The following is a 14,366-nucleotide window of genomic DNA, read 5'->3' as shown; positions in this document are numbered from 1 at the left end:
TCCACGACCTCCGGCAGCTCGCCCACGGTCTGAGCTCGGTCGGTCCCCGCCATCGTCGACGTCACTGTTCGCCTCCTGTTCGGTCGGCCCCGCTCGGGCACCGGTTTCCCCCGCTTACCCCGGTCGGCGCAAAGCACGCCCACCGGTTCGCCGACTTGTCCGAGTGCCGTCACCGACGCCGGTTGCGCAGCAGCCGTACGAAGGCGAAGACCACGGTGAGCACGGCGGCGACGACGAGGAACGCCTCGCCCCACACCGGCAGGTCGATCCCCACCCCGGGGAAGGACACCATCACCTCACCCACCTCCGTCCCGTGTCCGGCGCCTCGCCCCTCACCCTTCCGCGATGACGACCGCCGACGCCACCCCGGCGTCGTGGCTGAGCGACACGTGCCAGGACCGCACGCCCAGCTCGGCGGCCCGGGCCGCGACCGTCCCCTTGACCCGCAACCGCGGCTGCCCGCTGTCCTCGCACCACACCTCGGCGTCGGTCCAGTACAGGCCGCTGGGCGCCCCGAGTGCCTTGGCCAGCGCCTCCTTGGCGGCGAACCGCGCGGCCAGCGAGGCGACACCCCGCCGCTCCCCGCCGGGCAGCAGCAGCTCGCTCTCCACGAAGAGCCGCCGGGCCAGCCCGGGCGTCCGCTCCAGCGACGCCGCGAACCTCTCGATCTCGGCCACGTCGATCCCGACTCCGATGATGCTCATGCGCAGCACCTTACGAGCCCGTGCCCCGGTGAGGCGCCGGGCGCCCGGGGGGAGGCGCCGGTTCCCCCGCGCACCGGCACCCGACAGGAGGAGGGGTGTCCTCCGCCCTCCCGCCCGTGCCCGGGGCGCCCTTCCCGCCGACGCACGAAGGGCCCCGGCCGTTTCGCCGGAGCCCTCCGCCCGCATCCCGCCGTCCTACCAGCGGTACCAGCGGCCCCGTCGGCCGCCCGTGCCCGCCGGACGGACGAGGAAGCCCAGCAGCCACACCGCGAGCACGATGACCGCGACCCACCACAGGGCCTCCATCGCGAAACCCGCGCCGAACAGGACCAGCGCCAGCAGCAGAACCAGAAGAAGGGGAACCATCTGTATCAACCTCCGGCCCTTCGAGTGCCCCGGCGCCCTCCGCACAAGCCCCCCAACTCCACGTTCGTTTCACATTTTTGAGGGAATCCGCACATGTTCGCCCGGAGCCCCGGGAGCCCCGGGGAGCGGTGCGCTACAGGGTGTCGCCGGCCCCGATGCACTTCGCCCCCTGAGGAATCCGGGCGACGGCCTCCTCGAGCTCCACGAGAATTCCGCCGACGTCCTCGCGCGGGCCGTCATAGGTGATTTCCACCGCGGGAGAACGCCCGTAGGTGGTGAGGACGCTCACCCCCTCGGCCTTCAGGGTCCGTTCGTCCAGGACCCAGTCGACCCCCTCGGCCGTGAGGCAGAGGCTGGTGGTGGGCTCCGGTTCGCCGACCCCGCAGCGGAGCACCAGGGAACGGCCGCCCCACGCGGCGACGCCGTCCCCGATGACCCAGTCGCGCGACTGTGCGCCGACCTCGTCGGGAACCCGGTCGACGACTTCGGAGCACCGCGCGTCCCCACCGCGAGGGGCGGAGTCGACCGTGCGGGAGTCGACCACCAGCAGGGCGGTCGCGATCACCGCGACGGCGACGACGGCGACCACCACCCGCGCCGGGGTGAGAACCCTGCGCAGGGTCCGCCGACGCGGTTCTTCGACTTCTTCATCGTGATCCATGACTACCGTGACCGTGAGGGGCGCCCGGTACGGACCGGGACGACGCGGACTTCGCGCACCCCAATCCTTCACCACACCGGCCCGGGCCCGTGCACGCCCCCTCCGCGGACCCTCCCGAGTGACCGGCGCCACAGGGCGGCCGGCGCCCCGGGGACCTACTCCACCGTCACCGACTTGGCGAGGTTGCGCGGCTGGTCGACCTCGTTGCCCCGCGCCGTCGCCAGCTCGCAGGCGAACACCTGCAACGGCACCGTCGTCACCAACGGCTGCAGCAGCGTGGGCGTGGCCGGGACGCGGATCAGGTGGTCGGCGTACGGGGCGACCGCCTCGTCGCCCTCCTCCGCGACGACGATCGTCCGGGCACCGCGCGCCCGGATCTCCTGGATGTTGGAGACGATCTTGTCGTGGAGGACGGACCGCCCCCGGGGCGACGGGGCGACCACGACGACCGGCACGTCGTCCTCGATCAGGGCGATCGGCCCGTGCTTCAGCTCGCCCGCGGCGAAGCCCTCCGCGTGCATGTAGGCGAGCTCCTTGAGCTTGAGCGCGCCCTCGAGGGCCACCGGGTAGCCCACGTGCCGCCCGAGGAACAGCACCGTGTCCTTGTCCGCGAGGGAGCGGGCCAGCTCCCGTACCGGCTCCATCGTCCCCAGGACGCGTTCCACCGCCCCGGGGATCGACGCCAGGTCCCGCACCACCGCGCGGATCTCGTCGCCCCACTTGGTGCCCCGCACCTGCCCCAGGTACAGCGCGACCAGGTAGCAGGCGACGAGCTGCGTCAGGAACGCCTTGGTCGAGGCGACCGCCACCTCCGGACCGGCGTGCGTGTACAGCACCGCGTCGGACTCGCGCGGGATCGTCGAGCCGTTGGTGTTGCAGATCGCGAGGACCTTGGCGCCCTGCTCGCGGGCGTGCCGCAGGGCCATCAGCGTGTCCATGGTCTCGCCGGACTGGGAGATGGCGATGACCAGGGTCTGCTGGTCGAGGATCGGGTCCCGGTAGCGGAACTCGCTCGCCAGTTCCACCTCGCACGGAATCCGCGTCCAGTGCTCGATGGCGTACTTGGCGATCAGGCCGGCGTGGAAGGCCGTACCGCAGGCGACGACGACGATCTTGTCGACCTCGCGCAGGACGCCCGCCGGGATCCGCACCTCGTCCAGCGTCAGCGAACCCGCCTCGTCGACGCGCCCGAGCAGGGTGTCCGTGACCGCCTTCGGCTGCTCGGCGATCTCCTTGAGCATGAAGGAGGCGTAGCCGCCCTTCTCCGCGGCGGAGGCGTCCCAGTCGACGTGGTAGGAGCGGACGTCGGCCGGGCTGCCGTCGAAACCGGTCACCGTCACCGTGTCCCGGCGCAGTTCGACCACCTGGTCCTGGCCCAGTTCGATCGCGGACCGCGTGTGCGCGATGAACGCGGCGACGTCCGAGGCGAGGAAGGCCTCGCCCTCCCCCACCCCCACCACCAGCGGCGAGTTGCGCCGCGCGCCGACGACGACGTCCGGCGCGTCGGCGTGCACGGCGACCAGGGTGAAGGCGCCCTCCAGCCGGCGGCACACCAGCCGCATCGCCTCGGCGAGGTCGGCGCAGGAGGAGAACTCCTCGGCGAGCAGATGGGCGACGACCTCGGTGTCCGTCTCGGAGACGAGGTCGTGGCCGCGCTCGGCCAACTCGGCGCGCAGGGCGGCGAAGTTCTCGATGATGCCGTTGTGGACGACGGCGACCCGGCCCGCGTTGTCGAGGTGCGGGTGGGCGTTGGCGTCCGTCGGGCCGCCGTGGGTGGCCCAGCGGGTGTGGCCGATGCCGGCCGTACCGGTCGGCAGGGGGCGTTCGGCCAACTCCTTGTCCAGGTTGACGAGTTTCCCGGCCCGCTTGGCCGTGGCCAGGCCGCCGTCCGCCAGCACGGCGACACCCGCCGAGTCGTATCCCCGGTACTCCAGTCGCTTTAGGCCCGCCGTCACGACGTCCAGCGCCGACTGCGGTCCCACGTATCCCACGATTCCGCACATGTGCGGCAGCCTACGGTCCGTCAGCCGCCGAAAACGGCCGCCGCCTGCCCGAAATCGGAAATTCCCACCGTCGTACGAACCCGTCCGCACACGTCCCGCAGCCCCGGTCCCGGCAACGGCGGAGGGGCCCGGGCGGAAACCCGGGCCCCTCCGTACCCGCCCACCGCGCGCCCGGCCGGCCGGTGCCGACGGCCGGGCGCGGACCGGTGGCCGGGTCAGCCGAGCTTGGCGACCTGCGCGTCGACGACCTCCGCGGGGACCTCGAAGTCCTCGCCGGTGGCCACGGAGGCGAGGTTGACGGCGCTGAAGGACACCAGGGTGGCACCCTTGCGGACGACGACGATCTTGCTCGGCGCCTCCACGTCCTCCTCGACGGCCATGGTCAGGGTGACGGCGACCCCCTCGTCGCCCCCCTCGGGCGCGGCGGTCGTGGCGGCCTTGACGAACTCCAGCTTCTCGCCGGCCACGGTGGCCGTGAAGCCCCCGGCGCACTTCTCGGCGGCGGTGGTCAGGCCCTTCATCGCCTGCTCGGCCCCGCCGTCCTCGTAGGAGGCGAGGTTGATCAGCATCTTGTCCACGTCGAGGGAGGCCATCAGGGCCTCCTCGACGGGCAGGTCGTCGGAGGGCTTCTTCGGCTCCTCCGTCCACGACCGCTTCACGGTCGCCGCGGGCTCGCCCTGCGCCACCGCGGCCTGGGCGCGGACCAGCGGAAGGCAGGCCTCGTCCTCCGCCTTCACCTGGTCCTCGGCGATGTCGTCCGTCGCCTCGAGCTTGGTGGCGACCTTGCCGCTCTTGACGTCCGCCTGGGCCAGCGCGACCTTCTCCAGCTCGGCGGCGGTGAGCGCCTTGGCCGCCGGCGCGGCCGAGGCGGAGGCGGAGGCGTCGGCCTTGCCCTTGCCCTCGTCCTTCTTGTCCCCGTCACCGGAACCGCCGCAGGCGGTGGCGAGAAGGGCGAGTGCGGCGGCGGAGGCGGCGAGCGCGGTACGACGGACGGCGGTGGACTTCACGATGGGCTCTCTCTTCAGTTCTGCGGAGGACTCCGCGACGCTTTCCGCGGAGGACTCCGCGACGCTATGCGCGCACTGTACGCACAGCCCGTACACAAGTGATCATCAAATGATCACCCGGTATACGACCGTGACGCCTGCGTAATCTCGCCCGGTGGCCGCGCCGGCCGGGCCCTTCGCGCACCCGGCCCCGCCGCGCGGGACGGGCGTGACCCACCCCACCCGCCATCCCGTTCGAACTCCGTTAACAATGGACTGTGATCTCACCGGTCTCCTCGATGTCCCAGAGCGCCCACCGGCAGCGGCCGGAGGCGACTCCCTACGTCGACCTCACCCGTGCCGAGTGGAGCGCGCTGCGCGACAAGACGCCGCAGCCGCTCACGGCCGACGAGGTGGAGCGGCTGCGCGGTCTCGGCGACGTCATCGACCTCGACGAGGTGCGGGACATCTACCTCCCGCTGTCCCGGCTGCTCAACCTCTACGTCGGCGCCACCGACGGGCTCCGGAGCGCGCTGAACACCTTCCTCGGCGAGCAGGGCTCCCAGTCCGGCACCCCCTTCGTCATAGGGGTCGCCGGCAGCGTCGCCGTCGGCAAGTCCACGGTCGCCCGGCTGCTCCGCGCCCTGCTGTCCCGCTGGCCGGAGCACCCGCGCGTGGAGCTGGTGACCACGGACGGCTTCCTGCTGCCCACCGAAGAGCTCCAGGCCCGCGGCCTGATGTCGCGGAAAGGTTTCCCCGAGTCGTACGACCGCCGCGCGCTCACCCGTTTCGTCGCCGACATCAAGGCCGGCAAGGACGAGGTCACCGCCCCCGTCTACTCCCACCTCATCTACGACATCGTCCCCGGCGAGCAGCTCACCGTGCGCCGGCCGGACATCCTGATCGTCGAAGGGCTCAACGTCCTCCAGCCCGCCCTGCCCGGCAAGGACGGCCGCACCCGCGTGGGACTCGCCGACTACTTCGACTTCAGCGTGTACGTCGACGCCCGCACCGAGGACATCGAGCGCTGGTACCTCAACCGCTTCAAGCGGCTGCGCGAGACCGCCTTCCAGGACCCGTCCTCGTACTTCCGCAGGTACACCCAGGTCTCCGAGGAGGAGGCCCTCGACTACGCCCGCACGATGTGGCGCACCGTCAACCGGCCCAACCTGGTGGAGAACATCGCCCCCACCCGGGGCCGGGCCACCCTCGTCGTGCGCAAGGGCCCGGACCACAAGGTGCAGCGCCTCAGCCTGCGCAAGCTCTGAGCGCCGGTCCCCGCCCGGCCGCCTGCCGCGCCGCGGTCGCCGCCGCCCGGCCCCCGCACGGCTACGCTGCCGCCATGCTGCACCTGCGCCTGATCACGCCGGCCGAGAAGACGGACGACGTGGTCCGGCTGATCGAGGGGACGATCGGCACCGCGCACCTGTGCGTGTTCCCGGGTGCCTCGCGCGATCCCGCCGGGGACGTCGTGCTGTGCGACGTGGCCCGGGAGGCGGGCGACGAACTCCTCGGCGGGCTGAAGGGGATCGGGCTGGAGGCGTCCGGTTCCATCGCCGTGGAGAACGTCGACCTGTCGCTGTCCCGGCGGGCCGACGAGGCGGAGGCCCGGGCGCCGGGCGAGAGCGCGGACGCGGTGCTGTGGGAGCGCCTGATCGAGGCGACCCACGAGGAGTCGACGCTGTCCGTCACCTACCTGGCGTTCATCACACTGGCCACCATGATCGCGGCCTGCGGTGTGGTGCTGGACAACGCGGTCCTCATCGTGGGCGCGATGGCGGTGGGTCCGGAGTTCGGCCCGCTGGCCGGCATCTCCACCGCGGTCGTGCGGCGACGGCCCCGCCTCGCGCTGCGTTCGGTGATCGCCCTGCTCACCGGCTTCGCGGTGGCGATGGCGGTGACGGTGGGCTTCAGCTTCTTCATGGACGCGGTCGGGCTGTTCTCCGAGGAGCGGCTGGAGGCCGACCGCCCGCAGACCGGGTTCGTCTACGCCCCCGACTGGCTCTCCTTCGTGGTGGCGGTCCTGGCGGGCGCGGCCGGCACGCTCTCGCTGACCTCCGCCAAGTCCGGCGCCCTGGTCGGCGTCGCCATCTCGGTGACGACGATCCCGGCGGCCGCGAACGCCGCCGTAACGCTGAGCTACGGGGACGCCGTCCAGACCTGGGGCTCCACCCGTCAGCTGCTGCTCAACCTGCTCGGCATCACCCTCGCGGGCACCCTCACGCTGCTGGCTCAGAAACACTTCTGGGCCGGACAGCGCGAGCGCCTGCACAAACGCTCCGGGAGCTGAGCGGAGCCGGCGTCCGGCAGGCGCGGGTCCCTCCGGCCTGTCGCCGCTCGGGTCGCCGAGCCGGCCACGACGCCGTCCGGACCGGCTCGCCGCACGTCGACACCGGCTCGGCGGCCTCCCCCGGACGTGCCGACCGGGCAGGCGTCGAAGCCGATCGCCGAGCAGCAGACGGCCGCCGCCGCGCACGCCGAGCACACGCAGGCGGAGGCCGCCGCGCAGTCCCTCGCCGCGCCCGGGGCCGCCGCCCCACCGGCCCGCACGGCCCGTGTCCCTGTCCACAGGGGTACGGGGTCCACAGGGGGTACGGGCCTTCGTCGTACAGAGCCCTCGGCGGTTATCCCAGCGCCGACTTCACCACGTCCGCCAGCCGCCCCGCCACCGTGCGGGCCTGGTCGAGGTCCGCGGCCTCCACCATCACCCGCACCAGCGGTTCCGTGCCCGAGGGGCGGAGCAGGACGCGCCCGGTCTCCCCCAGTTCCCGCTCGGCCTCGGTGACGGCCGTCGCGAGGTCGGCGGAGGTCTTCACCCGGGACTTGTCCACGTCCGGCACGTTGACCAGCACCTGCGGCAGCCGCTCCATCACCGACGCCAGCTCCCGCAGCGGACGCCCGGTCTCGGCGACCCGCGCCGCGAGCAGCAGGCCGGTCAGCGTGCCGTCGCCCGTCGTGGCGTGGTCGAGGACGATGACGTGGCCGGACTGCTCGCCGCCGAGGGCGTAGCCCTTCTCCTTCATCTCCTCCAGCACGTACCGGTCGCCGACCGCGGTCTGCACGAGCCGGATGCCCTCGCGCTCCATGGCGAGCTTGAAGCCCAGATTGGACATCACGGTCGCGACGACGGTGTCCGAGCGCAGCGCGGAACGCTCCCGCATGGCCAGCGCGAGCACGGCGAGGATCTGGTCCCCGTCGACCTCCTCGCCGGTGTGGTCCACGGCCAGGCACCGGTCGGCGTCGCCGTCGTGCGCGATGCCGAAGTCGGCCCCGTGCTCGACGACGGCGGCCTTCAGACGGTCCAGGTGGGTCGAGCCGCAGCCGTCGTTGATGTTGAGCCCGTCGGGTTCGGCGCCGATGGTGACGACCTCGGCCCCGGCCCGCGCGAACGCCTCCGGCGATACTTTGGCGGCGGCGCCGTGCGCCTCGTCGAGGACGATCCGCAGGCCGTCCAGCCGGTTCGGGAGGACGCCGACGAGGTGGGCGACGTACTGGTCGAGCCCCTGCTCGTGGTCCCGCACCCGGCCGACGCCGGCACCGGTCGGGCGGTCCCAGGGAGCGCCGGTGCGGTGCTCCTCGTACACGGACTCGATCCGGTCCTCCAGCTCGTCGGCGAGCTTGTGGCCGCCGCGGGCGAAGAACTTGATGCCGTTGTCCGGCATGGCGTTGTGGCTGGCGGAGAGCATCACGCCGAGGTCGGCGCCGAGTGCTCCGGTGAGGTACGCCACCGCGGGCGTCGGCAGGACCCCGACCCGCAGGACGTCCACGCCCGCGCTCGCCAGGCCCGCGACCACGGCGGCCTCCAGGAACTCCCCGGACGCACGTGGATCACGCCCGACCACGGCGGTGGGCCGGTGCCCTTCGAACGTGCCCGCCTCGGCCAGTACGTGCGCGGCGGCGACGGACAGGCCGAGCGCCATCTCCGCCGTCAGGTCCGCGTTGGCGACACCGCGCACGCCGTCCGTGCCGAAGAGTCGTCCCACTTGTCCTCCTGAGGAAACGTCAGTGTCGAGAGCCGTGGCGAGACCGTGCCGAGGCGTCGGGCCCGTCCGCGCGGTCGACGGTTGTACCGCTGACGAAACGTGTGATGTGTTCGAGGGTCGCGACGCGGGAGCGGCTCCGCGTCTCCGCGCGGGAGAGCACGACCACCCGATCACATTAGCCTTCGAGCGCTTGTGCCGTTATACGCCCAGGACCCTGAATAAACGAACGCCCCGGCGGCACAGTGGCGTGCCGCCGGGGCGTTCGGAGTACGCGCGAGCGCCCTGTGATTAGCGCTTGCTGTACTGCGGGGCCTTGCGGGCCTTCTTCAGACCGGCCTTCTTCCGCTCGACCGCGCGGTCGTCGCGGCGCAGGAAGCCGGCCTTCTTCAGCGGGCCGCGGTTGTTGTCGACGTCGGCCTCGTTCAGCGCACGGGCGACACCGAGACGGAGCGCACCGGCCTGACCGGAGACACCGCCACCCGCGATGCGGGCGATGACGTCGTAACGGTCCTCGAGCTCGAGCACCTTGAAGGGCTCGTTGACTTCCTGCTGGTGCACCTTGTTCGGGAAGTAGTCCTCGAGGGTGCGACCGTTGATCTTCCACTTGCCGGAGCCCGGGACGATCCGGACGCGGGCGATGGCGTTCTTGCGGCGGCCCAGGCCGGCGGCCGGCTGCGGCTCGCCGAAGCGGGAGGCCAGGGACTCCGAGGTGTACTCGCCCTCGACGGGGACCTCGGACTCGGTGGTGTAGCTGTCGATGTCAAGCTCTTCGAGCGGCTGCTCGGCAGTGGTCTCGGCCACGATTCTCCTCAGTTCTCTTCGCTTAGGGGGTGGCCGGACTTACTGCGCGACCTGGGTGATCTCGAACGGCACCGGCTGCTGGGCAGCGTGCGGGTGCTGGTCGCCCGAGTAGACCTTCAGCTTCGAGAGCATCTGACGGCCCAGGGTGTTCTTGGGGAGCATGCCCTTGACGGCCTTCTCGATGGCCTTCTCGGGGCTCTTCTCGAGCAGCTCGTCGTACCGGACGGAACGGAGACCGCCCGGGTAACCCGAGTGGCGGTACGCCATCTTCTGGGTCCGCTTGTTGCCGGAGAGGTGCACCTTGTCGGCGTTGATGATGATGACGAAGTCACCGGTGTCGACATGCGGGGCGTAGATGGGCTTGTGCTTGCCGCGCAGGATGGAGGCCGCAGTGGAGGCCAGACGACCCAGGACGACGTCCTGAGCGTCGATGACGTGCCACTGGCGCGTCACATCGCCGGGCTTGGGGCTGTACGTACGCACGGTTCGTAGCCTTCGCTTCTTCAGTGAATAGGTCCTGACAAGGTCACCGAAGACGATCACGACAGCCCTGACCGCACAGCGGTGACGCAAACCGCGTGCTGGTCGCTGGTCATCGGCCCGGTGGACCGGTGTAAGGGCCCCTCACGTGAGAATGAGCAAGCCAATACACATAACGAACAGGCAGGATACCCATGCTCGGCCGGACGGGTCAAAACGGGAGCGCCGTCGGTGGGCTACGCCGACCCTAAGGCCGTACGCCGCCCCACGGGCGCCTCACGCGGCCCGTCCGCCTCACGCGTCCCCCGTACGCAGTGGCGCCCGACCGTCACCGCCAGCACGCACAGCGTGAACGCGTCCCGGAAGGCCCGGCGCCGCCCCGACTCCAGCCACGGCCAGGTCACCCCCGGCAGCTGCGGCACCAGGGCGAGCCAGAACCAGGGCCGCCGGGCCACCGCGCCGGCGTACGGCAGACCGGCGAGCAGCAGCGGCAGGACGACCAGGAGGTAGTGGTTGTAGGAGGGCCGCGAGACGAGGAACGCCGAGAGCATCAGCCCCGCGGACGTCTCCGCCAGCCGCAGCGGCACCGGCCCGGGGCCGCGCCAGCGCCGGTACGCGCACCCCACCCCCACCGCGGCCGCGAGCAACGCCAGCGCCCCGGCCACCGCCCCGGGCACGCCCAGCCGGGGCAGCACCGCCGCCGGCGACGCCTCGTAGAGCCGCAGGAAGGCGTCGTCGCCGCGCAGCAGGAAGGGCAGGGTGCGGGTGAAGAAGCCCGTCGGGTCGGGCAGCAGCAGCCCCGCCGCGACCGAGGCCGCCGACGGCACCAGCAGCAGCACGGCCAGCGCCCGCCACCGGCGCGCGAAGAGGAACAGCAGGACCATCGGCGCGAGCAGCGGCTTCAGCGCCACGGCGACCCCGACGACCGCGCCCGCCGCGACCCACCGGCCGCGGCTCGCCAGCAGCAGGCACAGCGGCAGCGCGAGCACGGCCGTCGCCGTCCAGTTGCCCAGCCGCACCAGCTGCCCGAACGGCGCGAAGGCGGCCGCGAGGCCCAGCAGCCCGAGGGCGGCGAGCCTGCTGTGCAGCGGCACGCGGTGCAGCCGCAGGGCGCAGGCCCAGCCCAGCGCGAGGGCGGCGGTCACCGCCACCGGCACCAGCACGTCGAGCACGGGCCGCGGCAGCAGCGCCTGCGGGGCGGCGGCCAGGACCGCGCTCGGCAAATAGAGGAAGTGCGGATCGTCATACGGGGAACCACCGGCCAGCCAGGTCCGCGCGGCGTCCACGACGATCGCGTTGTCCATGCCTCCGTCCGAGGTCACACGCACCGTGTGCGCCGTCAGCGCCCCCAGCAGCACGACGAGTGCCGCCCACAGATGCCTGCCCGCGGGTCGCACCAACCACCCGGAGATGTCGCCTTTGCCCGTAGCCATGGCCGCAACGCTAGGGCCCGCGGGGCACGTTGAGGCGGACCAGCACGCCCCGCGGCCCGTCTAAGATGCGCCCCATGAGTTTTGGGCAGGGGGGACCTCCGCAGCAGTGGGATCCCTGGAAACCGAATTCCCAGCAGCCCTGGAGCGGCAGCGGTGGCGGCGCCAGCCAGTCCCCGGACTGGGCCGCGCTCGCCGAGGCCTCCGAGGCCCGCCACAAGCGGCGCCGGCTGCTGCTCATAGGCGGCGGCGCACTCGCCACCGTCGCGATAGGCACGGCCGTCGCGGTGGCCGTCGTCTCGGCGAACGGCGACAACCGGGCCGCGGGCGGCCCGTCCTCCCAGCTGCCCGGGACCGCCGACATCCCGAGCGCCACGGCCACGGCGCCCTCGTTCGCCCCGACGAGCGCGCCGCCCCCGCTGGACCCGAAGGAGTTCGTCGCCAGCGCGCAGAAGGACAAGGCGCCGCTGAGCCCGGACATCCTCTTCCCGGGCACGCAACTGACCATGGGCGAGACGGTGTACCGGAAGGGCCCGACGGCCGACACCCGGGACTGCGCCTCGGCGGCGAAGGCCACGCTCTCCAAGGTCCTGAACGACAACGACTGCACCCGCCTGATCCGCGTCACCTACACCAAGGACGGCATGGCGGTGACGGTCGGCGTGGCCGTCTTCGACACCGAGGCCCAGGCGACCAGGGCCAAGCAGCAGGCCGACAACAAGAGCATCGTCAAGTCCCTGGCGGGCGGCGGTGTCAAGGAGTTCTGCGACGGCGCGGTCTGCCGCTCGACCACCAACGCCTACGGCCGCTACGCCTACTTCACCCTGGCCGGCTTCACCGACGGCAAGGACGTGACGGAGAAGGACACGGCCGTCTTCGCCACGGGCGACGACCTCCAGGAGTTCACGTTCCGTCAGATCCGCCGCAGGGGCGAGGCCCAGGCCTCGGCGGCGGCGAACGAGTAACGCGGCGGGGCCGACCGAGTGGCCGGCCCCGTGGTTCAGCAGCAGCGGCCCGTCGGCAGCGACCGCCTGTTGCGGGCCTCCCTGCTGCGGGCCGCCAGCAGTGCGTCCGCCGGGTAGCCGACCTCCTCCAGGGTCAGCCCGTGCGGGCGCACGACGTGCACGGCCGAGTCCCGCACCCCCGCCGCCAGCACCTTCCCCGGCCAGTCGGGCGGGCGGTGGCCGTCGCCGACGAACAGCAGCGCGCCGATCAGCGAGCGCACCATGTTGTGGCAGAAGGCGTCGGCCCGGACGGTCGCCGTGACGATCCCGTCCTCGCCGCGCACCAGGCTCAGCTCCTGGAGCGTACGGATCGTGGTCGCGCCCTCCCGCCGCTTGCAGTACGCGGCGAAGTCGTGCTCCCCCAGCAGCCCCCGCGCGGCCTCGTTCATCGCGTCGACGTCGAGCGGCCAGTCGTGCCACAGCACGTGCCCGCGCAGCAGCGGGTCCACCCCGCCCGGGTTGTCGGTGACGCGGTAGGCGTAGCGCCGCCAGACCGCCGAGAACCGGGCGTCGAAACCGGCCGGCGCCTCCCGCAGGGCCCACACCCGCACGTCCTTCGGCAGCCGCCCGGCGAGCCGCTTCAGCAGCTTCCCCTTGTGCTCCGCCCACACCCCGGCGGGCAGGTCCACGTGGGCCACCTGGCCCCGCGCGTGCACCCCGGCGTCGGTGCGGCCGGCCACGGTCAGCTCGTACGTCGTCGTCCCGGACCGCGTCACGGTCCGCAAGGCGTCCTCGATCTCCCCCTGCACGGTCCGCCTGCCCCCGGCCTGCTTGGCCCAGCCGTGGAAGCCGGCGCCGTCGTAGGACAGGTCGAGGCGGACACGTACGGATCCTGGTTGTACTTCGTCACTCACGTACGGATCCTCTCAGGTACGCGAAAGCGGGCCCGCCCCGCGAAGGGCGGACCCGCTCGGCGCGAGGCAGTGGTGCCTCAGGCGTCCTTGGCGTCCTCGGCCGGGGCCTCGGCGGCCTCGTCCTTGGTCAGGTCGGCCTTGGTGTCCTCGGCCGGGGCCTCGGCGGCCTCGTCCTTCTTGAGGGCGTCCTCCTTGACCGCGCGCTTGGTCGCGGCCTCGGCCTCGCCGACCGCCGACTGCTGCACCGTCAGCGCCTCGACCAGCTCGATGACGGCCATGGGCGCGTTGTCGCCACGGCGGTTACCGATCTTGGTGATGCGGGTGTAGCCACCCGGACGGTTCTCGTACCGCGGGCCGATCTCGGTGAAGAGCGTGTGGACGATGCCCTTGTCCGTGATGACCTGGAGCACCTGACGGCGGTTGTGAAGGTCGCCCTTCTTCGCCTTGGTGATCAGACGCTCGGCGTACGGGCGCAGCTTGCGCGCCTTCGCCTCGGTGGTGGTGATGCGGCCGTGCTCGAAGAGCGACTTCGCGAGGTTCGCGAGCATCAGCTTCTCGTGCGCGGCGCTGCCGCCCATACGGGCACCCTTGGTGGGCTTCGGCATGGTTCTTCTCCTGTGTGTCTGCCCCGGCCGTATCAGGTACCGGGGTCAGTATCCGAGCAGACGGTTGTCTGTCGGAGATCCGGGAGCCACCCCGTGGGGGAGTTCCCGGAAGGAGAGCGGGCGCGCACGGCGCGCCCGCTTCCTAGGATCCGATCGTCGGTACCGAGCTCTCAGTACTGCTCGGTCTCGACGAACCCGGCGTCCGCGTCGTCGTCGGCGCCGAAGGCGTCCGCGGCGGCCGTCGGGTCGAAGCCGGGCGGGCTGTCTTTGAGGGCGAGGCCCATGCCGGCCAGCTTCGCCTTGACCTCGTCGATCGACTTCGCACCGAAGTTGCGGATGTCGAGGAGGTCGGCCTCGGAGCGGGCGACGAGCTCACCCACGGAGTGGATGCCCTCGCGCTTGAGGCAGTTGTACGACCGAACGGTGAGCTCCAGCTCCTCGATCGGCAGCGCCAGGTCGGCGGCGAGGGCGGCGTCCGTCGGGGACGGG

General features: G+C 72.1%; 16 protein-coding genes. 3 read left to right on the top strand and 13 right to left on the bottom strand.

Annotated features, from left to right (window positions below; genetic code table 11):
- Window positions 1-169: 169 nt before the first annotated feature.
- From B7L92_RS42325 to B7L92_RS14180, 6 genes are all read right to left on the bottom strand, one after another.
- Window positions 170-292, bottom strand: coding sequence for a hypothetical protein (locus tag B7L92_RS42325; protein ID WP_255310947.1), 123 nt, complete (start codon window positions 290-292; stop codon window positions 170-172).
- Window positions 293-332: 40 nt separating this feature from the next.
- Window positions 333-704 (bottom strand): holo-ACP synthase, encoded by a 372-nt coding sequence (locus tag B7L92_RS14200; protein WP_081237788.1) that lies wholly within the window; start codon window positions 702-704, stop codon window positions 333-335.
- 195 nt (window positions 705-899) lie between these two features.
- Entirely contained in the window at window positions 900-1,070 is a 171-nt protein-coding gene (locus tag B7L92_RS14195) for a hydrophobic protein (protein ID WP_081237786.1), read from the bottom strand.
- A 133-nt stretch (window positions 1,071-1,203) separates the two neighbouring features.
- Window positions 1,204-1,731, bottom strand: coding sequence for a DUF3515 family protein (locus B7L92_RS14190; RefSeq protein WP_255310944.1), 528 nt, complete (start codon window positions 1,729-1,731; stop codon window positions 1,204-1,206).
- 155 nt (window positions 1,732-1,886) lie between these two features.
- Window positions 1,887-3,734, bottom strand: a complete 1,848-nt coding sequence (gene glmS, locus B7L92_RS14185) for a glutamine--fructose-6-phosphate transaminase (isomerizing) (RefSeq protein ID WP_081237784.1) — start codon at window positions 3,732-3,734, stop codon at window positions 1,887-1,889.
- A gap of 215 nt (window positions 3,735-3,949) precedes the next feature.
- Window positions 3,950-4,741, bottom strand: coding sequence for a hypothetical protein (locus B7L92_RS14180; RefSeq protein ID WP_081237782.1), 792 nt, complete (start codon window positions 4,739-4,741; stop codon window positions 3,950-3,952).
- 278 nt (window positions 4,742-5,019) lie between these two features.
- Here B7L92_RS14180 and coaA point away from each other — a divergent pair, with 278 nt between their 5' ends.
- Both coaA and B7L92_RS14170 read left to right on the top strand, forming a co-directional pair.
- Complete coding sequence (gene coaA, locus B7L92_RS14175; protein ID WP_081237781.1) at window positions 5,020-5,988, top strand: type I pantothenate kinase; 969 nt, start codon at window positions 5,020-5,022, stop codon at window positions 5,986-5,988.
- Window positions 5,989-6,062: 74 nt separating this feature from the next.
- Complete coding sequence (locus B7L92_RS14170; RefSeq protein ID WP_081237779.1) at window positions 6,063-7,010, top strand: DUF389 domain-containing protein; 948 nt, start codon at window positions 6,063-6,065, stop codon at window positions 7,008-7,010.
- Between the two features lie 334 nt (window positions 7,011-7,344).
- Here the strand turns inward: B7L92_RS14170 and glmM are convergent, their stop codons facing one another.
- The 4 genes from glmM to B7L92_RS14150 all read right to left on the bottom strand — a co-directional run bounded on the left by glmM (window position 7,345) and on the right by B7L92_RS14150 (window position 11,417).
- Window positions 7,345-8,703: a phosphoglucosamine mutase gene (glmM, locus tag B7L92_RS14165; protein ID WP_081237777.1), complete on the bottom strand. Its 1,359-nt coding sequence runs from the start codon at window positions 8,701-8,703 to the stop codon at window positions 7,345-7,347.
- Window positions 8,704-8,991: 288 nt separating this feature from the next.
- Window positions 8,992-9,504, bottom strand: a complete 513-nt coding sequence (gene rpsI / locus B7L92_RS14160; RefSeq protein WP_081237775.1) for a 30S ribosomal protein S9 — start codon at window positions 9,502-9,504, stop codon at window positions 8,992-8,994.
- 39 nt (window positions 9,505-9,543) lie between these two features.
- On the bottom strand, window positions 9,544-9,987 hold the full coding sequence (gene rplM, locus B7L92_RS14155) for a 50S ribosomal protein L13 (protein WP_004984483.1): 444 nt from the start codon (window positions 9,985-9,987) through the stop codon (window positions 9,544-9,546).
- Window positions 9,988-10,220: 233 nt separating this feature from the next.
- Complete coding sequence (locus tag B7L92_RS14150) at window positions 10,221-11,417, bottom strand: glycosyltransferase 87 family protein (RefSeq protein ID WP_081237773.1); 1,197 nt, start codon at window positions 11,415-11,417, stop codon at window positions 10,221-10,223.
- Window positions 11,418-11,491: 74 nt separating this feature from the next.
- Between B7L92_RS14150 and B7L92_RS14145 the strand changes: the two genes are divergently transcribed.
- Window positions 11,492-12,379 (top strand): hypothetical protein, encoded by an 888-nt coding sequence (locus tag B7L92_RS14145; RefSeq protein ID WP_081237771.1) that lies wholly within the window; start codon window positions 11,492-11,494, stop codon window positions 12,377-12,379.
- A 35-nt stretch (window positions 12,380-12,414) separates the two neighbouring features.
- On the opposite strand, the gene truA is transcribed toward B7L92_RS14145, so the two are convergent.
- The 3 genes from truA to B7L92_RS14130 all read right to left on the bottom strand — a co-directional run.
- Entirely contained in the window at window positions 12,415-13,272 is an 858-nt protein-coding gene (truA, locus tag B7L92_RS14140) for a tRNA pseudouridine(38-40) synthase TruA (RefSeq protein ID WP_081237769.1), read from the bottom strand.
- 77 nt (window positions 13,273-13,349) lie between these two features.
- On the bottom strand, window positions 13,350-13,877 hold the full coding sequence (rplQ, locus tag B7L92_RS14135; protein WP_081237767.1) for a 50S ribosomal protein L17: 528 nt from the start codon (window positions 13,875-13,877) through the stop codon (window positions 13,350-13,352).
- A gap of 170 nt (window positions 13,878-14,047) precedes the next feature.
- Window positions 14,048-14,366, bottom strand: a 319-nt coding sequence (locus B7L92_RS14130) for a DNA-directed RNA polymerase subunit alpha C-terminal domain-containing protein (protein WP_030173928.1), incomplete at its 5' end; no start/stop codon positions are given.

This window comes from Streptomyces viridosporus (assembly GCF_002078235.1).
Taxonomy (GTDB): domain Bacteria; phylum Actinomycetota; class Actinomycetes; order Streptomycetales; family Streptomycetaceae; genus Streptomyces; species Streptomyces viridosporus.
The sequence above is the reverse complement of the archived record's forward strand: the minus strand, read 5'-3'. Positions and strand labels throughout refer to the sequence as shown.